This is a genomic window from Neoaquamicrobium sediminum (assembly GCF_040970315.1).
Classification (GTDB): domain Bacteria; phylum Pseudomonadota; class Alphaproteobacteria; order Rhizobiales; family Rhizobiaceae; genus Aerobium; species Aerobium sediminum.
Genome location: NZ_JAZHFV010000001.1, coordinates 1,023,389 through 1,047,203 on the forward strand (window position 1 = coordinate 1,023,389; position 23,815 = coordinate 1,047,203).

The following is a 23,815-nucleotide window of genomic DNA, read 5'->3' on the forward strand; positions in this document are numbered from 1 at the left end:
TCGATGCTGCCGTCGGCCACGAGATTCCGATCTCAATGGCAACATTTCCTGTTTCCATACAGGCGGAAGGGAGGGGGATAGCATGAGGGGCAATGCTGGTTCACGGCGGAGATACTTGCTGGGGGCGATTGCTGCTGGCATGTTGATTGGTGTCAGCGTGTCGGCAGCGATACCGTCGCCGGCTTCCGACGCTCCTCCCGCGGCTTTTGTCCAGAAAGTGGAAGATCATGACGCGCTCTGGGCGAAGCTGGCTGCCAATCCGGGCACGAAGCTGCCCGTCATCGTGCAGTTTGAAATGCCGGCGTTGCCAAACGCTGCCGGCTTCGAGCTTCCGGAGGCTGCCGACGGAGCGCGCATGAAGGCGATACACGCCTCGCAAGACGAGATACTGAATGCGGCATTCTCAGCCGGTGCGCCATCCCTCGCCGCCGGTGGCGAACGCAATCTGAAGCGGTTGAATTTTTCGCCAACGTTTGCGATTCTGGCTGACGCAGTTGAGATATCGAGGTTGGCGAGCGATCCTCATGTCACCAGGATTGTCGAGGATAGGCTCGATCCGCCTCTGCTCAGCGACACCCTGCCCCTGATACAGATGCCGGCCATGTATGCCGGTCGTGCCTCGGGGCATGGCTACAGCGTTGCCGTTCTCGATAGCGGAACCTGGAACAGCCACGAGTTCCTCAGGGCTAGCGTCTCCGCCGAGGCCTGCTTCAACACCACCGGCGTTCAAGGTTCGATAAGCCGGTGTCCCGGTGGCTACGACTATTCGACGGCTCCAGGCTCGGCCGAGGACTGCATCGCCGCCAACACCTACGGTTGTGGTCATGGCACCCATGTCGCGGGCATAGCGGCAGGCTTCCACGTATACGCGGACGAGCCGATAGGCGGCGTAGCCAAGAACGCCCAGATCATATCGGTCAACGTTTTCTCTCTGCTTCCAGCCAGCGCGTGCGGAACTTTGCCTCCCGGATACAACAGCTGCTTGCGGGCTTTCGCCAGCGATCAGCTGCGAGCGCTCGATTATGTTTACGGTCAGCGCAACACATACAATATCGCCGCAGTGAGCATGAGCGTTGGCGAAGGCCAGAACGCGGGGCACTGCGACGGCGACGCCCGCAAACCGATCATCGACCAGCTCAAGGCCGCGTACGTGGCAACGGTGATCCCCGCGGGAAATAATGGGTTTGACAATGAAGTGGCGGCGCCCGCCTGCATTTCAAGCGCGATTACCGTCGGTTCTTCTACAAAGGCCGATGTCCGCTCGACGTTTTCCAATTGGGGCAGCCTGATAGATCTGGTGGCGCCTGGCTCTTCGATCATATCCTCTTATATCGACGGCACAGACAACTCGCGCTTCGCGGCTTTGAGCGGCACGTCGATGGCTGCGGCTCATGTGGCCGGCGCTTTTGCGGCATTGCGTCAGGCCTACCCCGGCGCAACGGTTGACATGATCGAAGATGCCCTGAAGTCGACAGGTCAGGGCATCTCATCAGCAGGCGTCACGAAGCCCCGCATCCGTGTGAACGATGCCCGTCTGGTGCTTGAAGACAACGACATGCCCGCCCCGCCGGCGCCTCCTAATGACGATTTCGAGAACCGCATCGCCATCGCGCTGCCTACGGGCCTTTATGGGGGCCGGGTAGTTACCGGAACCAATGCGGGAGCCACCACGCAAGCGGGTGAGCCCGTGCACGCCAGAACGGCCAGCGCCCGCAATAGCGTGTGGTGGAGCTACACGCCAAGAAGCTCCGGGCAGATATCCGTCAGTACGACAGGAAGTCCCAATACAGCGCTGGTGCTGGCCATATACTCGGGAAATACGATCGAGACGCTGACGGAGGAGGTAACTTACTCTTCTGGCAGCTCTCGCTTTTTCGATGGGGTAGCTGGCGTCGAGTATAAAATCGCCGTGGCGGGCAGAAACAATCACGAGGGAAGCATCAGACTCTCGATATATGGTGGCGCGGGCACAGATCAACATCCGCCCGCCAACGACAATTTCGCCAGCCGCATCGCGATCTCGCCGCACGGCGCGATCTTCGGCCCGCGTACCGTCACCGCCAACAACACCTACGCCACAGCCGAATATGGCGAACCGCAACATGCGAACCGGCCGGTCGCAACCAACAGCGTGTGGTGGCGCTACACGCCCGCCACCTCCGGTCCAATCACCATTGATACCAGAGGTAGCAACTTCAACACCGTGTTGGCGGTCTACACCGGAGGGTCGCGTTCCCTGCGCGTCGTTGCAATGAACGACGATGCGCCGGACCTCGGCCGGCGCTCGCGCGTGGTGTTCGACGGCATTGCCGGCACCCAGTACCAGATCGCGGTCGTCGGCGGTTACGGCAACAATTCTGGCCATATACGCATGACAATCCGCGGCGGCGGCAGATATGCGGTGAATCCGCCGGCGATAAACGACACCTTCGCCAACCGCATCGTGATCTCGCCGTACGGCGCTCTCTTCGGGCCGCGTACCGTGACCGGGCACAACATCAACGCGACCAACGAATTCCGCGAACCACGACATGCCAACCATCCGGCCGCGACCAACAGCGTGTGGTGGCGTTACACGCCGGCCACTTCCGGCCAGATCACCATCGACACAAGAGGCAGCAACTTCAACACCGTACTGGCGGTCTATACAGGTCGCTCGGCCGGCGGCCTGCGTGTCGTCACGCACAACGACGATGCACCCGATCTGGGCCGGCGTTCACGCGTGACTTTCAATGGTATCGCCGGCACCCAGTACCAGATCGCAGTCGCGGGCGGGTACGGCAACAATTCAGGTCAGATAAGGATGACCGTGCGCGGCGGCGGAAGACATGCCTCAAGCTCGGTATCGGAGCTGGCGGGGTGGTCACTGCCCGGCCGGCAGACCGCGCCTTTCGCCGGCCTCTCGGTGGATGGTGTCGCTGGCGCGCGCGCGACGGCTGCCGCACAGGTCGATCTCGTCAGCGTGGTGGTGACTTCCAACAACGATGGTGTCCTCCGCATCCCGACCGATGGCGACGGCGTGGCGGCCGTGGCGGTCAAGAATGTCGGCGCCCGTGCGATGCTGGCCGCCCACCTCGCTCTGTCGTCGGCGGAGGGGTTATCGAAGGCACTGCCAGCCGGACTTTCGATCTGTCGCACGGATGCAGGTACCGGCGCATGCATCGGCGCGAAGGGATCGTCTGTTGCCTTCACGGCCGAAGCTGGTGAATTCGTCACCTTGGCAGCGTATGTCGGCCCTCAAGGAACGGCGATCCCGTTCGATCCGGCGGCAAACAGGCTTTACATCCATTTCCGACAGGATGGCAGGACGGTAGGCGCGGCAAGCGTTCCAGTTTGCTCTGTCGATGCGGCAGGTTGCGGTGGCGAGGGAATGAGCGAACAGTCTGCGCAAATGACGACAGCACAATAGAGCGGCGGGGCCTCCGACATCGGCGGCGCATAAGAATCCTCGCAAGCGATTGAAATCCCTGACTATCGCGATCTGTCGTCTTAACCCCCCTTTAAATAGCCGTATTTACTCTCCACCCGACCCGATGCCCACAGACTGAGATCGGACCCGCGGACGGGATGGCCAGCCGAAATCGAAACACGCGCATAGAACCGACTTTCGGTGGAGGATCGCGAGACGACGACGCTTCGGTGTTTTTCGTTGGCGAAGACGATCGCGTGGTGCCTGCAGCGCGAAAGGGCAAGGCAGCCCCGACCCGCAAGAAGGCGGCGAGCGGATCGACCCGCCGGCGGGCTTCAGGCAATCGCTCGCGCTCCGGAAAGCACAAGAAGCGGCGCGGCTTCTTCGGCCTCCTGCGCGGCGGCGTCTACTGGACGATGGTGATGGGTATCTGGGGCGGCATCGCCGCTGCAGGCCTCGTTGCCTTCTACGGCGCGCAGATGCCGGCAGCGACCACGTGGGCGATCCCCGACCGGCCGCCGAACGTGCGCATCGTCGCCGTCAACGGCCAGCTCGTCGCCAATCGCGGCATGACCGGCGGCGAGGCCGTCGGCCTGCACGAGATGTCGCCCTTTATCCCGCAGGCGGTAATGGCGATCGAGGATCGCAGGTTCCACTCCCATTTCGGCGTCGACCCGATAGGCCTGGCACGCGCTGTCGTTACCAACATCGCCGGTGCGCGGTTCAGCCAGGGCGGCTCGACGCTCACCCAGCAGCTTGCCAAGAACCTGTTCCTCAAGCCGGAGCGAACCATCGAGCGCAAGGTGCAGGAAGTGCTGCTGGCGCTGTGGCTGGAGCAGAAATACACCAAGGACCAGATCCTCGAAATGTATCTGAACCGGGTCTATTTCGGCTCGGGCGCCTATGGAGTGGAGGCGGCCTCGCGGCGCTATTTCGGTAAGTCCGCGCGCGATGTCTCGCTGTCCGAAGCCGCATTGCTTGCCGGTCTGCTCAAGGCGCCGTCGCGGCTTTCGCCGGCCCGCGATCCGCAGGCGGCCGAGCAGCGCGCCCAACTCGTGCTCGCCGCCATGCGCGACCAGGACATGATCGGCGACAGCCAGCTTGCAACCGCGATGAGCACGCCGGCCGTCCGCGCCACCGCCTACTGGACAGGGTCGGAGCACTATTTCGCCGACCGTATCATGGAAGAGCTGCCGCAGCTCATCGGCGAGGTGCGACAGGACATCGTCGTGGAGACGACCGTCGACCTCGTCCTGCAGACCTATGCGGAAGGCTCGATCCGCCGCCTGATCGACGAGGAAGGCAAGAAGCACAACGTCAGCCAGGGTGCGCTGGTGTCGATCGACGCCTCGGGCGCGGTCCGCGCCATGGTCGGCGGCTACGACTATGCGACCAGCCAGTTCGATCGTGCCTCGGAAGCGCGCCGGCAGCCGGGCTCTGCCTTCAAGCCGTTCGTCTTCATGGCCGCACTCGAAAAGGGCCTGTTCCCCGACACGGTGCGAAACGATGCGCCGATCCGCATCGGAAAGTGGGCGCCGCGCAACTACAACGAGAAATACTACGGGCAGGTCTCGCTAAGCACGGCGTTGTCCAAGTCGCTCAATTCCGTGGCGGTGCAGCTTGCGCAGGAGGTGGGCGCCTCGGCGATCGTCGAGGCGGCCTGGCGTATGGGCATCGAATCCGATCTGACGCCGAACCTGTCGATCGCGCTCGGCACGTCGGAGGTCACGCCGCTGGAGCTGACGGCCGCCTATGTGCCATTCGCAAATGGCGGTTTCAGACCGGACATCCACTTCGTCAAGCGGATCACCACGGCCGGCGGCGAGGTGCTATACCAGCACAGGTCGACCAGTGGGCCGCGTGTAGTGCGCCCGGAAATCGTCGGCATGATGAACGCGATGATGGCCGAAACCGTGTCGCAGGGCACGGCGCGGCGCGCGGCCTTCGGCTGGCCGGCGGCTGGCAAGACTGGTACCACACAGAATTCCCGCGACGCCTGGTTCGTCGGCTACACCGCGAACCTCACCACGGGCGTATGGTTCGGCAACGACGACGGGACCGCGACCAAGAACATCACCGGCGGCTCGCTGCCCGCTGCGGCCTGGAACGACTTCATGGCTGCCGCGCATGAAGGCGTGCCGGTCGCCAACCTGCCTGGCAACTGGAACGGGCGGGTGCTCTCGCAGGTCGAGGACATTTTGCGCGCGCAGCCCGGTACCGAGCATACGGCTTCGATCGACGCGCCGACACCGCAGGCCGATATTGGCGCCCAGGCTCAGAAACCCGTGGGCTCGATCATGGACATCATCCTCGGCAATTGATGTGCGTCTTTGCGCACTCGCTTTGGGCAACGGCTTCCGCTAGATAGCGGCAAGGAGATTTGCCATGGCCGATGCCGACCCACGCAAGACACTGGTGTTGACCGGCGCAAGCCGGGGCATCGGCCACGCCACCGTCAAGCGCTTTTCGGGCGAAGGGTGGCGCGTCATCACCTGTTCCAGGCAGGCATTCGCCGACAACTGTCCCTGGCCATCAGGCCCGGAGGATCACATCAAGGTCGACCTTTCCGACCCGGAGGATGTGGGGCAGGCCGTGGCCGAGATACGCCACCGGCTTGAGGCCGAGGGTGGCCAGCTCGACGCGCTCGTCAACAATGCCGCGATTTCGCCCAAGCTCGAGGGCGGCGCGCGCATGAACTCGATCGAGACACCGATGCATGTCTGGCGCGACGTGTTCCAGGTCAATTTCTTCGCCCCCATCATGCTTGCTCGCGGCCTGTTCAAGGAACTGGCCAGGGCGAAAGGGTCCGTCGTCAATGTCTCGTCGATCGTGGGTAGCAGGGTGCATCCCTTCGCCGGCACTGCCTACGCGACGTCGAAGGCCGCACTCGGTTCGCTGACCCGCGAGATGGCGGCCGATTTCGGCCCGCACGGCATCCGCGTCAACGCGATCGCGCCTGGCGAGATCGACACCGCGATCCTGTCGCCGGGCACCGAAAAGATCGTCGAGACGATCCCGCTGCGTCGGCTGGGTTCGACGGCGGAAGTCGCCGACATCATCTTTTTCCTGTGTTCCGGCCAGGCTTCCTACGTGACGGGATCGGAAATCCACATCAACGGTGGCCAGCACGTCTGATGCTGCCGCGCCCTCGTGCGTCCTTCGAGGCTCCCCTTCGGCAGGCTCAGGGTCGCACCTCAGGATGAGGGAGGTGGGTTGCTCAGCCCGCTCGCGGCAGTCTTGGTATATTTCAACAGAACGACCCTCGAACCCCGATCTTGCCGATGCGATGTACTACAGTCCTCATCCTAAGGTGTGAGCGGAGCGAGCCTCGAAGGACGCACTAAGGCGAAGCTGCAGCTTTATTGCGGCATCGTCGACAGGTGCGACAGCAGCTCGGCGACATTGGCCGCCCCGCATTTCTTCAACAATCGCGCGCGATAGGCCTCGACCGTGCGCGGCGAGATGGCGAGCATGCGCGCGATCTCTTTGGAGGTGCGACCCTCGCCGAGATGCATGACGATCTGCCGCTCGCGGGTCGTGAGGTCGAGTACCGGGCGGGTCTCCGACAGATCGGCGAAGCTCCAGACCGCGCGGCGCAGCGGGTCGTCGTCCGGCGTCAGCGAGTGGCCGCGCACCCGGCACCAGAACAGCGTGCCGTCCTTGCGCGCCATGATGCGCTCGTCGGAATAGCGGTTGTTCTTCTTGAGCGGCGCGACGCCGACATCTCGAATGCGCACGAACTCCTCGAAGGAGGGGTAGAGGATGGCGAAGGACCTGTCGGTCAGTTCGTCGCGTTCATAGCCGAACATCTCCGCAAAGCGCGGATTGCAGGCGCGGATGACGCGGCTTTCCGTGACCACGAGCCCGACCGGCGCATGCTCGAACGCCAGCTCGCGGATGTTTTCGGCCCAACTCATGATGCGTATTTCTACCGTTCGTATTCCTACGATATTGCGGGTTCCGGTTTCCGGAAACGATAATAGCCGCCAGACCGAACCGCGCCAGTCGCAGCGTTCCGTCATACTCTGGGAGGAGACCATCATGAAGAAGCTTTTTGCCGCGCTGGCCGTGGCCACCGCGTTGACGGCCACGCCGGGCCTGGCGCAGGATGACACGGTTCGCATCGCTCTGCTTCACGGCCTGTCGGGTTCGCCGCTGGAGGCCTATTCCAAGCAGACTCATACCGGCTTCGAGCTCGGCCTCGAATACGCCACCGACGGCACGATGGAGGTCAAGGGCCGCAAGATCGAGCTGATCGTCAAGGACACGCAGTTCAAGCCCGATGTCGCCCGCGCCCTGCTGGCCGAGGCCTATGGCGACGACGATGCGCTGATCGCCGTCGGGGATACGTCCTCGGGCGTGGCGTTGTCGATGCTGCCCGTCGCCGAGGAATACGAGAAGATCCTGCTTGTCGAGCCGGCAGTGGCCGACGGCCTCACCGGGCCGGATTCTAACCGCTACGTATTCAAGACCTCGCGCAACTCGTCGATGGACATGCAGGCGCAGGCGCTTGCGCTTAACCCGGACGAGAACCTCTACGTCGCGACGCTGGCGCAGGATTATGCCTTCGGCCGTGACGGCGTGTCGGCCTTCAAGGCGGCGCTCGACGGCACCGGCGCGCACCTCGTTGCCGAGGAATATGTGCCGCAGCAGACGACGGACTTCACCGCCACGATCGAGCGGCTGACGGCGGCGCTGAAGGATCAGCCCGGCCGCAAGGTCATCATGATCTACGTCGCCGGCATCGACGCGATGACGCCGCTGGCCGGTGCCGGCCTCGACCGCTACGACATCGAGCTCTCCACCGGTGGCAACATCCTGCCGGCCCTCGTCGCCTACAAGCAGGTGCCGGGCATGGAAGGCGCGATCTATTATTACTACGAGGCGCCGGACAATCCGGTGAACGACTGGCTCGTCGAGCAGCATCAGGAGCGCTTCGGCTCCCCGCCAGACTTCTTCACCGCGGGCGGCATGGCGTCTGCCATGGCCATCGTCACCGCCCTCGAAAAGGCCGAGGAGTGGGACACCGAGACGCTGGTCGCCACCATGGAAGGCATGACCTTCGACACCCCGAAAGGTCAGATGACCTTCAGGCCTGAAGACCACCAGGCCCTGCAGTCCATGTACCACTTCAAGATCAAGGTGGAGGACGGTGTCGACTGGGCGGTGCCGGAACTGGTCCGCGAGATCAAGGCCGAAGAGATGGATATTCCGGTCGGCCGGAACAATCAGGAGTAGGCCTCATAACAGCCCCTCCACCATGCTTCGCATGGTCCCCCTCCCCCGCTTCGCAGGGGAGGAACCGAGGTCGCGGACATCCGCGACGCTGGATCCTCCTCCGTTTACGGGGGAGGGGGACCGCCGAAGGCGGTGGAGGGGGCGTTGGCCCCGACACTAAGACTTTGCGATGAACTCCTCCCTCCGCACCGAAAACCTGACGATCCGTTTTGGCGGCCATGCGGCGGTCAACGGCGTTACCTGCGCGTTCCAGCCTGGCGAGTTGACGGTGATCGTCGGACCGAACGGGGCCGGCAAGACGACGTGGTTCAACCTCGTCTCGGGACAGTTGAAGCCGACCGAGGGGCGCATCTTCAAAGGCGACGAGGACATCTCCGCGCTCTCCCCATCGGCGCGCGCGAAGGGTGGCATAGGGCGCGCGTTCCAGCTCACTAACCTGTTTCCAAAACTCACCGTGCTGGAGAATGTGAGGCTTGCCGTGCAGGCCCGCGCGGGGCAGGGCGCGCGCATCTTCACGCGTGCCGCCGGACTTACCGACATACGCGACAAGGCCTACGGCTTCGTCGAAGCGACCAGACTGGCCGCTGTCGCGCATCTGCCTGCCTCGGCCCTGCCGCATGGCGACCAGCGCAAGCTAGAGGTCGCGCTTCTGATGGCGATGGAGCCGGACATCTTCATGTTCGACGAGCCGACGGCGGGCATGTCGGTCGATGAGGCTCCGGCGATCCTTGAGCTGGTCGCCGAACTCAAGAAGGACGGTTCCAAGACCATTCTGCTGGTGGAGCACAAGATGGATGTGGTGCGCGCGCTCGCGGACCGCATCGTGGTACTGCACAATGGCGAACTCGTTGCCGACGGCCGGCCGGACGAAGTGATGGCGCTGCCGATTGTGCGCGAGATCTATCTCGGCGTCGGTGCGGAGGAGGTGGCATGAGCGCGCCGATCCTGCGCATCGAGGATGTTTATACCGACATCGCGCAATATCACATCCTGCATGGCATTTCGCTCGACGTGCCGGAGGGCGGCGTGCACGTGCTGCTTGGCCGCAACGGTGCCGGCAAGACCACGACGCTGCGCACGATCATGGGGCTCTGGCGGGCGCGGTCCGGCAGGATCGTATTCCGCGGTCAGGACATCACGGCCATGCGCACACCCGACATCGCCAGGCTGGGCGTGGCGTTCGTGCCGGAGAACATGGGCATCTTCGGTGGCCTCACGGTCGAAGAAAACATGCGCCTCGCCGCGACCGGGGGGCGGTTCGACGACGAGCGGCTGCAACGCGTCTTCACACTCTTTCCTGCGATGGAGAAGTTCTGGGACCGGCAGGCTTATGCGCTTTCCGGCGGACAGAAACAGATGCTCGCCATTTCCCGCGCGATCATCGAGAGGCGCGACCTGATACTCATCGACGAACCGACCAAGGGGCTGGCGCCTGCGATCATCCGCGCGATGATCGACGCCTTCCGCGACATCGCGCGCGAGACGACTATCCTGCTGGTCGAGCAGAATTTCCTCTTTGCCCGCGCACTCGGCGAAACCGTCGCCGTGATCGACGACGGCCGCATCGTCCATCGCGGCTCCATGGCCGAGCTCGCGGCCGACGAGGCGCTCCAGAACCGTTTCCTCAGCCTGTCGATGGAAGCGCATTGAGGATGTTGGTCATGTATGCGCTCTGTCACGCCCCCCTCTGTCCTGCCGGACATCTCCCCCACAAGGAGGGAGATCAGCCGGCCGCGCAGTTTTCGCCAATCGCCGGCGTTGCCAAGCGCTCGGTGAGCGGTCTGAAAGCCGATCTCCCCCCTCATGGGGGAGATGTCCGGCAGGACAGAGGGGGGCAACATAGAGTGGGTTCCTTTGGTCGAACGATCGCGGGGAAACGGCCAACATGAAAACCCTCTCCGCCACCTTCGAACGCTTCGGAGGCGTCATGCTGCTGCCGGTCGCGCTGGGCCTTATCGCCTTCGTGCTGATCGGCCGGCCGTCGACATGGATGACGCTGACCGTCGCCGGTCTCGCCATGGGCATGATGATCTTCCTGATGGCGTCCGGTCTGTCGCTGATCTTCGGCCTCATGGACGTGCTCAACTTCGGCCATTCGGCCTTCGTCTCATTCGGAGCGTTTATTGCAGCGAGCGTGCTTGCATGGTTCGGCGTATGGGTGTCGGGCGGCAGCGCGGCCATGAACATCGTCGCACTGATGGCGGCCATCGCGGCTGCTACCGCGTTCGGCGCGCTCGCTGGCTGGGCTTTCGAGCGCGTCATCGTCAAGCCGGTCTATAAGGACCATTTGCGCCAGATCCTGATCACCATGGGCGCGCTGATCGTGGCTGAGGAACTCATTTTGATGATCTGGGGCGGCGCGCCGATCCCGGTGCCGCGTCCGGCTGCGCTCACTGGCTCCATCGTCATTGGTGACGTGGCCATCGAGCTCTACCGCATCTTCGCTTTCGCCCTCGGGCTCGTCGTCTATATCGCCATGCATTTCGCGCTCAACCGAACCCGCATCGGCCTTCTGATCCGCGCCGGCGTCGAGAACCGGGAAATGGTCGAGGCGCTGGGCTTCCGGATCGACCGGCTGTTCATCGCCGTCTTCATGGCGGGCTCCGCGCTGGCCGCGATGGGCGGCGCCATGTGGGCCGGCTATCAGGGGCTGATCACGACTGCCATCGGCTCGGAGATGATGATCCTCGTCTTCATCGTCGTCATCATCGGCGGGCTTGGCTCCATCGAGGGTTCACTGCTCGGCGCGATCCTCGTCGGGCTGATGGCGAACTACGTGGCCTTCCTGTTCCCGAAGATGTCGCTGGCGTCGAACATGATCCTGATGATGGCGATCCTGCTGTGGCGACCCTTCGGACTGAAGCCGGCGGTGAAGGGGTGAGCGACATGACAGCAACGACGCCAGCCACCACCGGTCACAGGATTGATCGTCGCGTTCCCGCAGGCAGGCTCATCGTCTACGGCGTCGTGCTTGCGGTCGGGCTTTGCCTGATGTTCGCGCCGTTCCTGTTTCCCGACGTGCGGGCGCAGGAGGTGGCGGCGCGCATCTGCGTGTTCATCGTTCTGGTGGCGAGCTACGACCTGCTGATCGGCTATACCGGCATCGTGTCCTTCGCCCACACTATGTTTTTCGGGCTCGGCGCATACGGGGTGGCGATCGCGCTGAAAACTATGGGCGCGGGGTTCGACGCGATCCTGCTTGGCGGGTCGCTCGGCGTGATTGCGGCGCTCGTGCTCGCGGTGCTGATCGGTCTCCTGTCGCTGCGCGTCAAGGCGATCTTCTTCGCCATGATAACGCTTGCCGCAGCCTCGGTGATGATGGTGCTGGCAAGCCAGCTTTCGGACTTTACCGGCGGCGAGGACGGGATGACCTATTCGATCCCGCGCTTCTTCTCGCCGGCGAATACGCTGATCGAGGGCAGCGACGGCAAGGCGTTGCGCATCTTCGGCGTCGCCGCGAACGGCCGGCTCGCACTCTACTATTTCGTCTTCCTGTCCTCTTTGATTCTGTTCCTGGCGATGTTGCGCATTGTCGCCTCGCCGCTTGGCACGGTGCTGGAGGCGATCCGCGAGAACGAGATGCGCGCGGAGGCGATCGGCTATCGCGTCGTTGCCTATCGTACAGCCATCTTCTGCATCGCCGCGGTGATCGCCGCTCTTGCCGGCATCGTGCGGGCGACGTGGCTGCGCTATACCGGCCCCGACGTCGCGCTTTCCTTCGACATCATGCTCGACATCCTGCTGATGGTGGTGATCGGCGGCATGGGCACCATGTTCGGCGCGGTGATCGGCGTCGTCATCATGACGCTGGCGCAGTTCTACCTGAAGGACCTCATGGCCGCCGGCGCGGCGGCAACCGCCGACGTGCCGCTGATACCGGACCTGCTGAACCCCGACCGCTGGCTGCTGTGGCTCGGTGTGGTCTTCATCCTGCTCGTCTATTTCTTTCCGGCTGGCATCGCCGGCACCCTCATGGGCAAGGGAGACACTAAATGACCCTGCCGCGTTCGGCGTATGTGAACTGCGACGGCTTCGAGGTGCACGTCACCGAATGGGGCGATCCGCAAAATCCTGCTTTGGTGATGTGGCATGGACTTGCCCGCACCGGCCGTGATTTCGACGAGGCCGCCGAGGCGCTCAGCGACACCTATTTCGTGATCTGTCCCGACACGCTCGGGCGCGGCCTGTCGAGTTGGGCGCGCGACTACACGGTCGACTATTCTTATCGGGTGTTCGGCGAGACGGCGCTGGCGGTCCTCGACCATTACCGCATCGGCGACCTGCGCTGGGTCGGCACCTCGATGGGCGGCCTGATCGGCGTCACGCTTGCGGCGGGCCCGCTCGCGCAGCGTATCACCCATCTCGTGATCAACGACATCGGACCCGACATACCCGAGGCCGGCACGGGACGGATCGCCTCCTATGTCGGCAATCCGCCCGTCTACGACACGATCGGCGAACTGGAGGCATGGCTGCGCGAGAACTATGCGCCGTTCGGCCGCAACACCGATGCCTTCTGGCGCCGGATGGCGGACACTTCCTCGCGCAGGACAGACGATGGGCGCGTGACGGTCCATTACGATCCCAATATCGTCTCGCAGTTTACGCATCACAAGTCGGATCTCGACGTGTGGGACTCCTACGACGCAATCACAGCAAAAACCCTGCTGATACGAGGCGAAAGCTCCGACGTGCTGCCAGCCGGCATCGCCGAGGACATGGTGCGGCGCGGGCCGCGCCCCCGTCTCGAGGTCATGCCCGACTGCGGCCACGCCCCGACGCTTGCCAGCGACTTCGAGATCGCCATGTTGCGGGACTTCCTCGCGGAGTAGCTGTGCGTCCTTCGAGGCTCGCTACGCTCGCACCTCAGGATGAGGGGAGGTTGTGCATCGCTCCGGCGAGCCGGTGGGTTCGAGGGCCGTTCTTCAGAAATCCATCGAGCCCACGACGTCGTAGACTCGATCAGACTACATCCCTCATCCTGAGGTGCGAGCCCCCGGGTCTTGCCTTCGGCAAGCCCGAGGACAGGCTCCGCGAGCCTCGAAGGACGCCCCCCTGAGAATGCGAGCAGCCAATCAGTCGGCCGTCAAGATTTTCTCGATTTCGTCGATCGTGTGGTTCGTCAGTGTTTTCGACACTTCGGCGACGAGGCGGTCCTCGACCTCCTTGTGGAGCTCCTTGCGGACCTCGCCCATAACCATCGGCGGGGCGACGATCACAAGCCGCTTGTAATCGCCCCGGTGCGCGGACTTGTAGAGTCGCTCGGCAACCTCTTTCGCGAAACGCTCCTTCTCGATCCGGTGCCAGTCGGTCTCCTGCACGGCGCTGCGGTGAACATTGGGCCCGTCGTTGAAGCGCCCGGGCCTGTCGGTGCCCTGTTCGTGGGTTGGCGGATTGTCGTCATGCATCTCGCGAAACACTTCGAGATTCGGAAATTTCGCATCGCCTTCATTGCGAAGGAACAGCGCCTTCTCGCCATCGGCGACGACAACCCACGCGTCGTGCTCCAGCTTGATTCCAGACATGTCCTGCTCCTTTCAGCCTTGTTTCCGGTTGATCTTTCAACGCTTGCGGATCGTTGGCCGTTCCGTCCGTTGTCCGGTTTGATCGGCATCAGGAGCAAAACTTTGCGTGGCGATGCTGCATGGCGCAAAAGCGATTGCCCGCCGCGATCCGCCAAGCGAGGCTGTTTCTTCTGAAAACCGGCCGAGGCAGCGACAATCCGGCCATGGTCGAGGAGCTGCCACACACCCGCGAAACGCGCCTGAGCGCCTTCCCCGTGTTTATGCGGGTTGAAGGCCGCACGGTCGTCATCGTCGGCGATGGCGAGGAAGCGCTTGCCAAGGCACGGCTGCTCGGGCAGTCGGCAGCCGAAATCCGCATCGTGGCCGAGGCCGCGGAACCGGCCCTCGCAGACTGGGCCAACGCCAATGGCGCGGAGCTAATCCAGAAGGCGTGGGCACCCGCTTATCTGGACAATGCCGTTCTGGTCTTTGCTGCAACCGGCGACGAACAGCGCGATGCCGCCATCGTGGCCGATGCGCGCCGCGCAGGTGTCGCGGCCAATGCGGTCGACCGTCCCGAACTCTGCGATTTCTACACCCCCGCGCTCGTCAACCGCGCGCCCGTCGCGGTTGCGATCGGTACCGAGGGCGCCGGTCCCGTCCTCGCCCAGATGATCCGCAGCCGCATCGACCGGATGCTTTCGCCGTCGCTGGGTGCGCTGGCATCGCTGGCGACCCTTTATCGCGAGGCTGCCGAGCGGCATGTGCCCAAGGGCGCGCCGCGCCGTGCTTTCTGGAAGTCCTTCTTCACCGGCGCGACGGCTCGCGCGCTCGATGCCGGTGACGAGACCGGTGCCCATCGAGCCGCGCAATCTCTGTTGCAGGACAGGGGTCAGGCTAGCGGCCACGTGGCGCTTGTCGGTGCGGGACCCGGCTCCGAGGACCTGATTACCCTGCGTGCCCATCGGCTTCTGATGGAAGCCGACGTCATCGTCCACGACGCGCTGGTGCCGGAGGCGATCGTCGCTCTCGGACGCCGCGACGCCGAACGGATCGCCGCTGGCAAGCGCAAGGGCTGCCATTCAAAGTCGCAGGCCGAGATCAACAAGCTGCTCGTCGAACTCGCCAAGGCCGGCAAGCGGGTGGTGCGGCTCAAGTCGGGCGACCCGCTGGTGTTCGGGCGCGCCGGCGAGGAGATGGCGGCAATGCGCGCGGCAAACGTCTCCTACGAGGTCGTGCCCGGCGTCACCTCGGCTTTTGCGGCCGCCGCCGATTTCGAACTGCCGTTGACGCTGCGCGGCGTTTCATCCTCCCTCGTCTTCACGACGGGCCATGACCTGAAAGGCAAGTCGCTGCCGGACTGGGCGCGGCTCGCGATCGATGGCGCGACCGTTGCCGTCTACATGGGCCGCAGCAATGCCGCAGACGTGGCCGGCCGGCTGGCCGATGCAGGGCTCTCGCCCGATACCTCGGTCGCCGTCGTGGAAAACGCCAGCCTGGGGCATCGCCGCCTGTTCCACGGTAGGCTGGTCGACCTGCCCGCGCTTCAGGAGCGCACGGATCTTGCGGGTCCCGTCATGACGATTATCGGCGACGCGGTCGCCGGCGCGAATTTCGACAGATCAGAACCGCTCGGCGCGCGTATTGCCGCTGCGGCGACCGCTTGAGACGCAGAAAGGACCGACCCGATGAAGATACTGACCGCGAACAGGCTTTCCGACGGTGAAGCAGTGTGGCTTGCCGCAGATCATTCCTGGTCGGAAGCGATCGACGCCGCCGAACTCGCCAAGGATGCGGCCACCGAAGAGCGGCTCGAGCGCACCGGCAAGGCGGCGTTCCTCAAGAACGAGGTCGTGGACGTGAACCTGATCGACGTCGAGGTCGTGGACGGCGCGATCCGGCCGCTTCGCCTTCGCGAGCGCATCCGCGCCGCCGGCCCCACCAACCGCATCGACCTGGGCAAGCAGGCCCGCCCCGAAATCGCAGTCGCCGCCTGATCGAGCCGGCGGCTGTCCCGCTTTAAGGACAGTCCAGCATGTATCGCTACGACGAATTCGACCATGGCTTCGTGAAGGCCCGCGTCGCCGAATTCCGAGACCAGGTCGACCGGCGGCTAGCCGGTGAGATCACGGAGGACCAGTTCAAGCCGCTGCGGCTGATGAACGGGGTCTATCTCCAGCTCCACGCCTACATGCTGCGCGTCGCGATCCCCTATGGCACGCTGAATGCCCGCCAGATGCGCGTGCTGGCGCATATCGCGCGCAAATACGACAAGGGCTACGGCCATTTCACCACGCGCCAGAACGTCCAGTACAACTGGCCTGCGCTCGCAGACATTCCCGCGATCCTCGACGATCTGGCGTCGGTGGAGATGCACGCGCTTCAGACCAGTGGCAACTGCATCCGCAATGTCACCGCAGACCACTTTGCCGGGGCCGCCGCCGACGAGGTGGCCGATCCGCGCCCCTATGCCGAAATCCTGCGGCAATGGTCGTCGGTGCACCCCGAATTTTCCTACCTGCCGCGCAAGTTCAAGATCGCCGTTACCGGCGCGGAACGCGACCGGGCAGCGATCCAGGTTCACGACATCGGCCTGCACCTGAAGCGCAATGCGGAGGGTGAGCTGGGGTTCGCTGTCTATGTCGGCGGCGGTCAGGGGCGCACGCCGATGATCGCGAAGAAGATCAGGGACTTTCTGCCCGAGGCCGATCTGCTCGCCTATACGACCGCGATCCTGCGCGTCTACAACCTGCACGGCCGCCGCGACAACAAGTACAAGGCGCGCATCAAGATCCTCGTCCACGAGACCGGCACCGAGGAACTGACGGGCTGGGTGGAGAAGGAATTCGAGGCGCTGAAGGACGGCGAACTCAAGCTGCCTGAGGCGGACATCCGCGCGATCGAGACCTATTTCGCGCCGCCTGCCTTGAATGTGCGTCCCGAAGGGGAAGCTTTGGTCAAGGAAGCGCAGCTTGACGATCGCGGTTTCGCCGCCTGGCTGCGCCGCAACGTGACCACGCACCGCCATCCGGATTATGCGGCGATCACCATCTCTCTGAAGACGATCGGCGAGGCGCCGGGCGACGCGACCGACGCGCAAATGGACGCCGTTGCCGACATCGCCGAGGAACTGGCATTCGATGAAATCCGCGTCAGCCACGAACAGAACCTGATCCTGCCGCATGTCGCGCGCGCCGACCTGAAGACGGTTTACGACCGGCTCGTCGCGATCGGTCTTGAGACCGCGAATTCCGGCCTCGTCACCGACATCATCGCGTGCCCGGGCCTCGACTATTGCGCGCTCGCCAATGCGCGCTCGATCTCGGTTGCGCAGGACATCTCGCGCCGTTTCGCGTCGCAGGAGAAGCAGGAGGAAATCGGCGAGCTGAAGCTGAAGATTTCCGGCTGCATCAATGCCTGCGGTCATCACCATGTCGGTCACATCGGCATTCTGGGTGTCGAGAAGAAGGGCGCCGAACTCTACCAGGTGACACTCGGCGGTTCGGGCGACGAGCACACCTCCATCGGCGAAATCGTCGGTCGCGGCTTCGGTCCGGAAGAGATCGGTGGGGCCATCGAGACGGTCGTCGAGACATATCTCGCCTGCCGCTCGGACCGCGAAGAAACGTTCCTCGATACCTACCGGCGGCTGGGGGCTGCCCCATTCAAGGAGGCCCTTTATGGAAGCGAAGCAAAGGCTGCCTGAAGCCGGCCTCGATACGATCGGTGAGGCGGCGGCGCTCGATGCCCGCTTCGGCGGCCTTGAACCGCATGAGATCATCGGGGTGGCCAGGGAACGCTTCGGTTTCGGCGAGCTTGCCGCCGTATCGTCCTTCGGCGCGGATTCGGCGGTTCTGTTGCATATGATCGCCCGCACCGATCCGGATTTGCCCGTCGTCTTCCTCGATACGGGCAAGCATTTCGGCGAGACGCTCGAATATCGCGACCAGCTGGCTGACGATCTCGGCCTGTCGGATATCCGCATCGTCACGCCGGATGACGCCGCACTGGCGCGTGTCGACCCGACCGGAAATCTGCACAAGACCGACGTCGACGGCTGCTGCGCAGTACGCAAGGTGGAGCCGATGGCCCGCGGTGTCGCGCCGTTCCGTGCATGGTTTACCGGACGCAAGCGCTTCCAGGCTTCGACACGCGGCGCCATGCCGGTCTTCGAGGCGGTCGGGCCGCGCATCCGCATCAATCCGCTGGCGCGCTGGGATACGGCGAAGCTGGCCGATTACATGCGTCGTCACGATCTGCGCGAGAATCCGCTGGTTGCCTATGGCTACCTGTCGATCGGATGTTTCCCCTGCACCGAGCCGGCCAAGCCGGGCGAAGACCCCCGTTCCGGTCGCTGGGCCGGGCAGGCGAAGACCGAATGCGGCATCCATCTGCCGGGGCTCGGCGAGCAACTGGCCACTCCAACCTATTAGGGCATGCCAATGAGCGAGACCGAAACCGTCACCCGGCTGTGGACACCGGACGGCTTCCGCGAGGACGAATGGAGCCATGCGGAGGACGCTCAGGCGCTCGAGGGTAACCAGCGCGTTATCCTGCCGCTTGCTGTCTTCCTGGATCTCGACGATGCCACGCGGGCGGCAGCCGCCGACCGCATCGGCGTTCATGTGCTGCCCGGCGAGGCGCTGGATGCCTTGCTGCCGTTGCTGTCACGGGTGCCGTTGATTTCCCTCGCTTTTCCGGCCTTCAACGATGGCCGCAGCTATTCGAAGGCCGAACTGCTGCGCTCGCGGCACGGATACGGCGGCACCATCCGCGCCTCGGGCGACGTGCTGATCGATCAGATCCCTCTGATGATCCGCACCGGCTTCAGCGAGTTCGAGGTGACCAACGAAACTGCGCTCTCGCGGCTCGGTGAAGGGCGCATTGGCGGTATCCCGTTCCACTATCAGCCGGCGGCCAAAGCAGGCGATGCTGGAGCCGGATATTCCTGGCGCAGGCGTCCCGCGGCCTGAGCTTTCTGCCCCACGGGGTTGCATTAAACTGTCAGCGGTCTATATCGGGTGCATCTTCAGGCGCCCGCAGGATTCGCGGCACGCATCGTCCGCTCTCATTTCGTGACTTGGCGCCGCTTCGCCGGATCGCACTGCGATCCGCTTCCATGTCCTCCATGTCCAGAACATGCCGGGCGAACCCGTGAGAAGTCAGGAAAGCAATTGCAGGTTATTGTACGCGACAACAACGTCGATCAGGCCCTCAGGGTCCTCAAGAAGAAATTGCAGCGCGAAGGCGTCTTCCGCGAGATGAAGGCGCGCCGTTCCTACGAGAAGCCGTCCGAGAAGCGCGCCCGCGAAAAGGCTGAGGCAGTGCGCAGGGCGCGCAAGCTGGCCCGAAAGCAGGCGCAGCGGGAAGGCCTGCTGCCTTCGCCGAAGAAGAAGCCGATGCGCCCGGCGCGTCCGCGTCCTGCTGCTGTTGAAGCGACACCGTCGACCAGCTCAAACGCTGCGTGATGTTAACGAAATTCAGGGGGACGGCTGCCAGGCAGCCGTCCCCTTTTTGCTAGCTGCGCGCTCGCGACCGTCCGTTTTCGGCTCGGTCGAGTTCCGCAAGTAGATCGTTGAACTGATCGGGCATGTCCGCATCCACTTTGAAGGCAGGCATGCGGCCGAGAAGTCGGCGATTGTTCGCCGAACCGATCTCCTTGCGGATCAGTTGGTCGAGCGCGTCCTCCCGCATCGTATTTGCCTTCATTCCAGACATGTTTCCCTTCCTTTCGTGAATGGAAACCGTGGTGTGGGTGGAATGGTTCCGGAATAGGCCCTGTTTGCGCAACGGAAACCGAGCAACACGGTAAAATTTTACTTAAGTTGTAGCGATGTGCTGCTCTGTTCGTGGAGCGTTTTTCGCTCTTGCGCCGCGCCGAATCCTGCTAGTCGGGATGCATGTTTCGTTTCGTTCACAGCTCCGATCTGCACATAGGCAAGCGTTTCGGCAACCTGCCGGAGGACTTGCGGGGGCGGCTGCGCGAGGCGCGCCATCAGGCGCTCGGACGCCTGGCTGGCCTTGCCCGTGCACAGGGTGCGTCCGTGATCCTGCTTGCGGGCGACACGTTCGATACCGAAACGCCGACACCGGCGATGTTACGACAGTCGCTTGCGGCGATGGCCGAAGATCCCGCGTTGCGCTGGATAGTTCTTCCGGGAAATCACGATTCCCGGGTGGCCGACGAGCTGTGGCGAACCGCCCTGCAGCACGCTCCAGCCAACGTCACGCTGGCTCTCGAGCCGGAGCCGGTGGACGTGGCACCGGGCGTGGTCGTGCTGCCGGCACCTTGTACCGCGAGACGGCCCGGGCGCGATCTCAGCGAATGGATGGATGGGGTAACGACGGGCGAGGGCACGCTCCGCATCGGCCTCGCGCACGGCGCGATCCGCGATTTCTCCGAAGAAGGCAGTTCATCCGACGTGCTGGCGCCCGACCGGGCGTCGCGCGCGGGTCTCGATTATCTGGCGCTGGGCGACTGGCATGGGCTGACCCGTATCGATGCCCGCATGTGGTACAGCGGCACGCCTGAGCCGGATCGGTTCAAGCATCGTGAGCCCGGCCGTGCGCTCGTCGTGTCCATCGAGGGGTCCGGCGCCGAACCGACCGTCACGCCAGCCGAAACCGGTGCGTTCCAGTGGCGCACCCTCGATCTTCGCCTGTTCGGCGATGAGGACGTGAACGCAGCGCTTGCGCAGGTGCTGCCGACAGAGATGCAGCGGCAGAGCCTTCTGCGGATCGCCGCCCAGGGGCGCACGAGGTTGCCGGCACAAGCGGAACTCAAGGCCGCCGTTGAACATGCTGCGCCGGACTTCGCCCATGTGATTTATGAAGACGGTGCGTTGGTAACCGTCTGCGAGAGCGGTGACCTGGACCGCATAGACCATGCCGGTGCCTTGCGACAGGCGGCCGAAACGCTTCTGGCCGAAAGCGACGATCCGCAGCGCGGGGAGGCTGAACGCGACATCGCGCGTGGGGCGCTGGCGCGGCTGTTCTCCTATAGTGAGGACGCGCCGTCGTGAAGCTGCGCGCTGTCCGCTTGCACAACGTCCGCCGCTTCGCAGGTCGCGGTGTCGCGATCGAAGGCATGGGCGATGGCGTCAATGTGCTGTCGGCGGCCAACGAGCATGGCAAGTCGACCTCGTTCGATGCACTCCACGCGCTCTTCTTCCAGCCGCATTCCGGCACACCCAAGGCGGTGCAGTCGCTGCGCCCCTACAGCGGCGGCAGCCCGCTCGTCGAGGCCGACATCGAAACGGATGCGGGGCGCTTCCGGCTGACGAAACAGTTCTATGCGGGCAAGCGCGCCGGCGTCGTCGATCTCGCAAGCGGCCGCATCGTGGCGCAGGCGGACGAGGCCGAGCGGTTCATCGCCGAGCTGGTCCATGGCAGCAGTGGCGGCCCGGCGGGCCTGTTGTGGGTGAGGCAGGGCATCACCGGCATCGAGAATCGGTCGCCCAGCGAAAAGGAAGAAGAGCGCAAGGCGCGCGAGGGCGTGCTGGCCTCTGTGCAGGGAGAGGTCGAGGCGCTGACCGGCGGCCGCCGCATGGCACAGATTCTGGATGCCTGCGCCGCCGAACTCGGTGAACTGGCAACGGCGACGGGCCGACCCAGGGCCGGCGGTCCGTATGCCGAGGCGCTGGAGGAGCGGGACAGGCTGGCTTCGGAGGAAGCGCGTCTGGAAGCCGAGGTCCGCGATTTGCGCACTGCGCTCGATGCGCGGCGCAAGGCGCGCGAGCGGCTGGCGGAGCTTGAGGATCCGGCCGAAACAGCCGCGCGACAGCAGGCAAGGGCGCAGGCCGAACAGGCGCTCGCTCAGGCTCGCGCGCATGGCGAGAAACTGCACGCCGCCGAAGCGCGGGAGAGCCTCGCGCGGCATAACGCGGAAGCCGCCCGCGCGGCGCTCGACAAATTTCGCTTCACGTTGCAACGCGCGCTCGACTTGAAAGTGCTTGAAGCAGCGGCGATCGCACGGCGTGATGAGGCCCTTGCGGCGCGAACCGAAGCTATCACTGTCAGCGACAACGCCCTGGCGGCGGCAGAGCAGGCGGAGATGGAGGAGCAGCAGGCGCGCGAGCTTCTTGCGCGTCTGGACCGCGCTCTGCGTGCAAAGGAGGCCGCCGAACGGCTCAAGGAACTGCGCGAGCGTCTCTCGAAGGCTGATGCGGTGAACAAGCAGGTCGAGGACGGACAGGCCGCCCTGCGTGTTGCCACCGTTCCCGCCGACGCGGTGCGCCAGCTGGAAGGCCTGGAAACAGAACTCGCCGGGCTGTATGCAGCCGAGGCCTCGCGCGCAACGACGCTGCGGATAGATTATGACGATGGTGCCGGGGGACGGCTGACCGATGGCGGTGCGCCGCTTCCGGACGGGGCGGAGCGGCCCATCCACGGCACCGAACAGTTCCGGATCGAAGGTGTCGGGACGTTGACGATCCGTTCCACGCGTGAAGGCGCGGCGTCCGACGGCAAGCTTGCCAAGGCAGTGGAAAGGCACCGGACGTTGCTTCGCCAGCTTGGCGTCGAAAGCCTGCGCGAGGTGCGCGAGCGGCAGGCGGCGGCATCGGCAAAGGCGATCGAACTCGAAACGGCGCGTCGGCATCTCGCGCTGCTGGCTCCACAGGGCGTGGCCGAGTTGCGCGCGGAGATCGCGCGCCTGCAGGATTTGCCTGTGCCGGAAGACCAAACGGAAGCGAATCCGGAGGCGGCAAGGCAGGCGCATGCCGCCGCAGGCGAGAAGCTTGCCGCTGCGCGGCTTGCTGCACGCGAGGCCCGGCCTGCAAGGGATAAAGCGGAAGCCGCGGTTATCGATGCCGAAAAGGCGCTCTCCTCGATCGCAGCGGAGCGTGCGGTCGCTGAAGCGGCACTCGGCGCCGAGGAAGGACGCGCTGATCGCGCTGGCGAGCTTCAGCGTGTCTGCGAAACGGCTGAAGCCGCGTTCGCCGAAGCGAAGGCTGCGGCCGAGACGTTGCGAGCGGGCGCTCCCGATATCGACACTGTCGAGGCGACGCTGCGCCGTACGGCATCAGCGGTCGACGCGACGGCCAAGGAAGCTGCATCCTTGCGAGAACAGTTGGCCGACCTGAACGGCAGCATCCGTACCCGGACGGACGGCGCGGTCGAGGAAATCTGGCGGGAGACGGCCGAACGGCGCGCTGCCGCCGATACGCTGGTGCGGCGGTTTGAGATGGAAGTCGCTGCGCTGACGAGGCTGCGCCGCGCGCTGGAAGATGCGCGCACGGCCGCGCGCGATCTCTATTTCGAGCCGGTGATGAACGAGCTGCGGCCGCTGATGGGGCTGCTGTTCGACGATGTCTCGGTCTCGTTCAACGATGCCACGCTGCTGCCGGAACTGCTGCGCCGCAACGGCCAGGACGAGCCGGTGGACGTGCTGAGCGGCGGGATGCGCGAACAGCTTGCAATCCTCACGCGTCTTGCCTTTGCCCGGCTTCTGGCACGCGACGGACGCCCCGCGCCGGTCATCCTCGATGACGCGCTCGTCTATTCCGACGACGACCGCATCGAGAAGATGTTCGATGCGCTGCATCGCCAGTCGCGCGACCAGCAGATCATCGTCTTTTCCTGCCGGCAGCGCGCCTTCGAGCGGCTGGGCGGCAACCGCTTGCAGATGACGGAGTGGCGGCCGGACCAGGGCTGATCCGGCCGC

Annotated in this window: 20 protein-coding genes; 17 read left to right on the forward strand and 3 right to left on the reverse strand. The window is 64.5% G+C overall.

The window, feature by feature from the left end:
- The first annotated feature begins 115 nt into the window (after positions 1-115).
- From V1479_RS05075 to V1479_RS05085, 3 genes are all read left to right on the forward strand, one after another.
- Positions 116-3,409 carry a S8 family serine peptidase gene (locus V1479_RS05075; protein ID WP_368801921.1) on the forward strand — a complete coding sequence of 1,098 codons (3,294 nt, stop codon included), beginning with the start codon at positions 116-118 and terminating at the stop codon, positions 3,407-3,409.
- Between the two features lie 158 nt (positions 3,410-3,567).
- The gene (locus V1479_RS05080) at positions 3,568-5,730 is read left to right on the forward strand and encodes a transglycosylase domain-containing protein (RefSeq protein ID WP_368801922.1); all 2,163 of its coding nucleotides are present in this window, start codon (positions 3,568-3,570) and stop codon (positions 5,728-5,730) included.
- Between the two features lie 64 nt (positions 5,731-5,794).
- Complete coding sequence (locus tag V1479_RS05085) at positions 5,795-6,544, forward strand: SDR family NAD(P)-dependent oxidoreductase (protein ID WP_173187654.1); 750 nt, start codon at positions 5,795-5,797, stop codon at positions 6,542-6,544.
- Positions 6,545-6,768: 224 nt separating this feature from the next.
- Here V1479_RS05085 and V1479_RS05090 read toward each other — a convergent pair whose 3' ends face one another.
- The gene (locus V1479_RS05090; protein ID WP_173187652.1) at positions 6,769-7,326 is read right to left on the reverse strand and encodes a PAS and helix-turn-helix domain-containing protein; all 558 of its coding nucleotides are present in this window, start codon (positions 7,324-7,326) and stop codon (positions 6,769-6,771) included.
- A gap of 124 nt (positions 7,327-7,450) precedes the next feature.
- Between V1479_RS05090 and V1479_RS05095 the strand changes: the two genes are divergently transcribed.
- From V1479_RS05095 to V1479_RS05120, 6 genes are all read left to right on the forward strand, one after another.
- Positions 7,451-8,647: a substrate-binding domain-containing protein gene (locus V1479_RS05095; protein ID WP_368801923.1), complete on the forward strand. Its 1,197-nt coding sequence runs from the start codon at positions 7,451-7,453 to the stop codon at positions 8,645-8,647.
- 169 nt (positions 8,648-8,816) lie between these two features.
- On the forward strand, positions 8,817-9,581 hold the full coding sequence (locus tag V1479_RS05100) for an ABC transporter ATP-binding protein (protein ID WP_368801924.1): 765 nt from the start codon (positions 8,817-8,819) through the stop codon (positions 9,579-9,581).
- The gene (locus tag V1479_RS05105) at positions 9,578-10,297 is read left to right on the forward strand and encodes an ABC transporter ATP-binding protein (protein WP_368801925.1); all 720 of its coding nucleotides are present in this window, start codon (positions 9,578-9,580) and stop codon (positions 10,295-10,297) included. Before V1479_RS05100 ends, V1479_RS05105 begins: the two co-directional genes overlap by 4 nt.
- Before the next feature lie 235 nt (positions 10,298-10,532).
- On the forward strand, positions 10,533-11,528 hold the full coding sequence (locus V1479_RS05110) for a branched-chain amino acid ABC transporter permease (RefSeq protein WP_368801926.1): 996 nt from the start codon (positions 10,533-10,535) through the stop codon (positions 11,526-11,528).
- A gap of 5 nt (positions 11,529-11,533) precedes the next feature.
- Positions 11,534-12,643, forward strand: coding sequence for a branched-chain amino acid ABC transporter permease (locus tag V1479_RS05115; RefSeq protein ID WP_368801927.1), 1,110 nt, complete (start codon positions 11,534-11,536; stop codon positions 12,641-12,643).
- Positions 12,640-13,479: an alpha/beta fold hydrolase gene (locus V1479_RS05120; RefSeq protein ID WP_368801928.1), complete on the forward strand. Its 840-nt coding sequence runs from the start codon at positions 12,640-12,642 to the stop codon at positions 13,477-13,479. The genes V1479_RS05115 and V1479_RS05120 overlap by 4 nt, the downstream gene beginning before the upstream one ends.
- A gap of 243 nt (positions 13,480-13,722) precedes the next feature.
- Here V1479_RS05120 and V1479_RS05125 read toward each other — a convergent pair whose 3' ends face one another.
- Positions 13,723-14,172: a baeRF12 domain-containing protein gene (locus tag V1479_RS05125; RefSeq protein WP_368801929.1), complete on the reverse strand. Its 450-nt coding sequence runs from the start codon at positions 14,170-14,172 to the stop codon at positions 13,723-13,725.
- A 203-nt stretch (positions 14,173-14,375) separates the two neighbouring features.
- Between V1479_RS05125 and cysG the strand changes: the two genes are divergently transcribed.
- The 6 genes from cysG (at position 14,376) to rpsU (ending at position 19,619) form a co-directional block, all read left to right on the forward strand.
- Positions 14,376-15,818 (forward strand): siroheme synthase CysG, encoded by a 1,443-nt coding sequence (gene cysG / locus V1479_RS05130; RefSeq protein WP_368802004.1) that lies wholly within the window; start codon positions 14,376-14,378, stop codon positions 15,816-15,818.
- Between the two features lie 21 nt (positions 15,819-15,839).
- A complete protein-coding gene (locus V1479_RS05135; RefSeq protein ID WP_368801930.1) occupies positions 15,840-16,148 on the forward strand; it encodes a DUF2849 domain-containing protein in 309 nt (102 codons plus the stop codon).
- A 38-nt stretch (positions 16,149-16,186) separates the two neighbouring features.
- Entirely contained in the window at positions 16,187-17,857 is a 1,671-nt protein-coding gene (locus tag V1479_RS05140; protein WP_368801931.1) for a nitrite/sulfite reductase, read from the forward strand.
- Positions 17,832-18,584 (forward strand): phosphoadenylyl-sulfate reductase, encoded by a 753-nt coding sequence (locus V1479_RS05145; RefSeq protein ID WP_368801932.1) that lies wholly within the window; start codon positions 17,832-17,834, stop codon positions 18,582-18,584. Before V1479_RS05140 ends, V1479_RS05145 begins: the two co-directional genes overlap by 26 nt.
- A 9-nt stretch (positions 18,585-18,593) precedes the next feature.
- Complete coding sequence (locus V1479_RS05150; RefSeq protein WP_368801933.1) at positions 18,594-19,124, forward strand: DUF934 domain-containing protein; 531 nt, start codon at positions 18,594-18,596, stop codon at positions 19,122-19,124.
- Between the two features lie 201 nt (positions 19,125-19,325).
- On the forward strand, positions 19,326-19,619 hold the full coding sequence (gene rpsU / locus V1479_RS05155; protein WP_173187630.1) for a 30S ribosomal protein S21: 294 nt from the start codon (positions 19,326-19,328) through the stop codon (positions 19,617-19,619).
- Between the two features lie 49 nt (positions 19,620-19,668).
- Here rpsU and V1479_RS05160 read toward each other — a convergent pair whose 3' ends face one another.
- Complete coding sequence (locus V1479_RS05160) at positions 19,669-19,869, reverse strand: hypothetical protein (protein WP_244648528.1); 201 nt, start codon at positions 19,867-19,869, stop codon at positions 19,669-19,671.
- A gap of 182 nt (positions 19,870-20,051) precedes the next feature.
- Here V1479_RS05160 and V1479_RS05165 point away from each other — a divergent pair, with 182 nt between their 5' ends.
- Both V1479_RS05165 and V1479_RS05170 read left to right on the forward strand, forming a co-directional pair.
- Entirely contained in the window at positions 20,052-21,173 is a 1,122-nt protein-coding gene (locus V1479_RS05165; protein ID WP_368801934.1) for a metallophosphoesterase family protein, read from the forward strand.
- Positions 21,170-23,806: an AAA family ATPase gene (locus tag V1479_RS05170; RefSeq protein WP_368801935.1), complete on the forward strand. Its 2,637-nt coding sequence runs from the start codon at positions 21,170-21,172 to the stop codon at positions 23,804-23,806. The genes V1479_RS05165 and V1479_RS05170 overlap by 4 nt, the downstream gene beginning before the upstream one ends.
- Positions 23,807-23,815: the final 9 nt, after the last annotated feature.

What these genes read in the sequence shown, in the direction of transcription:
- V1479_RS05150 (WP_368801933.1), top strand. Translation starts at nt 18,594, where the DNA reads ATGAGCGAGACCGAAACCGTCACCCGGCTGTGGACACCGGACGGCTTC.
- V1479_RS05160 (WP_244648528.1), bottom strand. Translation starts at nt 19,869, where the DNA reads ATGTCTGGAATGAAGGCAAATACGATGCGGGAGGACGCGCTCGACCAA.
- V1479_RS05120 (WP_368801928.1), top strand. Translation starts at nt 12,640, where the DNA reads ATGACCCTGCCGCGTTCGGCGTATGTGAACTGCGACGGCTTCGAGGTG.
- V1479_RS05125 (WP_368801929.1), bottom strand. Translation starts at nt 14,172, where the DNA reads ATGTCTGGAATCAAGCTGGAGCACGACGCGTGGGTTGTCGTCGCCGAT.
- V1479_RS05085 (WP_173187654.1), top strand. Translation starts at nt 5,795, where the DNA reads ATGGCCGATGCCGACCCACGCAAGACACTGGTGTTGACCGGCGCAAGC.
- V1479_RS05115 (WP_368801927.1), top strand. Translation starts at nt 11,534, where the DNA reads ATGACAGCAACGACGCCAGCCACCACCGGTCACAGGATTGATCGTCGC.
- V1479_RS05110 (WP_368801926.1), top strand. Translation starts at nt 10,533, where the DNA reads ATGAAAACCCTCTCCGCCACCTTCGAACGCTTCGGAGGCGTCATGCTG.
- V1479_RS05080 (WP_368801922.1), top strand. Translation starts at nt 3,568, where the DNA reads ATGGCCAGCCGAAATCGAAACACGCGCATAGAACCGACTTTCGGTGGA.
- V1479_RS05100 (WP_368801924.1), top strand. Translation starts at nt 8,817, where the DNA reads ATGAACTCCTCCCTCCGCACCGAAAACCTGACGATCCGTTTTGGCGGC.
- V1479_RS05105 (WP_368801925.1), top strand. Translation starts at nt 9,578, where the DNA reads ATGAGCGCGCCGATCCTGCGCATCGAGGATGTTTATACCGACATCGCG.
- cysG (WP_368802004.1), top strand. Translation starts at nt 14,376, where the DNA reads ATGGTCGAGGAGCTGCCACACACCCGCGAAACGCGCCTGAGCGCCTTC.
- V1479_RS05165 (WP_368801934.1), top strand. Translation starts at nt 20,052, where the DNA reads ATGTTTCGTTTCGTTCACAGCTCCGATCTGCACATAGGCAAGCGTTTC.
- V1479_RS05140 (WP_368801931.1), top strand. Translation starts at nt 16,187, where the DNA reads ATGTATCGCTACGACGAATTCGACCATGGCTTCGTGAAGGCCCGCGTC.
- V1479_RS05135 (WP_368801930.1), top strand. Translation starts at nt 15,840, where the DNA reads ATGAAGATACTGACCGCGAACAGGCTTTCCGACGGTGAAGCAGTGTGG.
- V1479_RS05090 (WP_173187652.1), bottom strand. Translation starts at nt 7,326, where the DNA reads ATGAGTTGGGCCGAAAACATCCGCGAGCTGGCGTTCGAGCATGCGCCG.
- V1479_RS05145 (WP_368801932.1), top strand. Translation starts at nt 17,832, where the DNA reads ATGGAAGCGAAGCAAAGGCTGCCTGAAGCCGGCCTCGATACGATCGGT.
- V1479_RS05095 (WP_368801923.1), top strand. Translation starts at nt 7,451, where the DNA reads ATGAAGAAGCTTTTTGCCGCGCTGGCCGTGGCCACCGCGTTGACGGCC.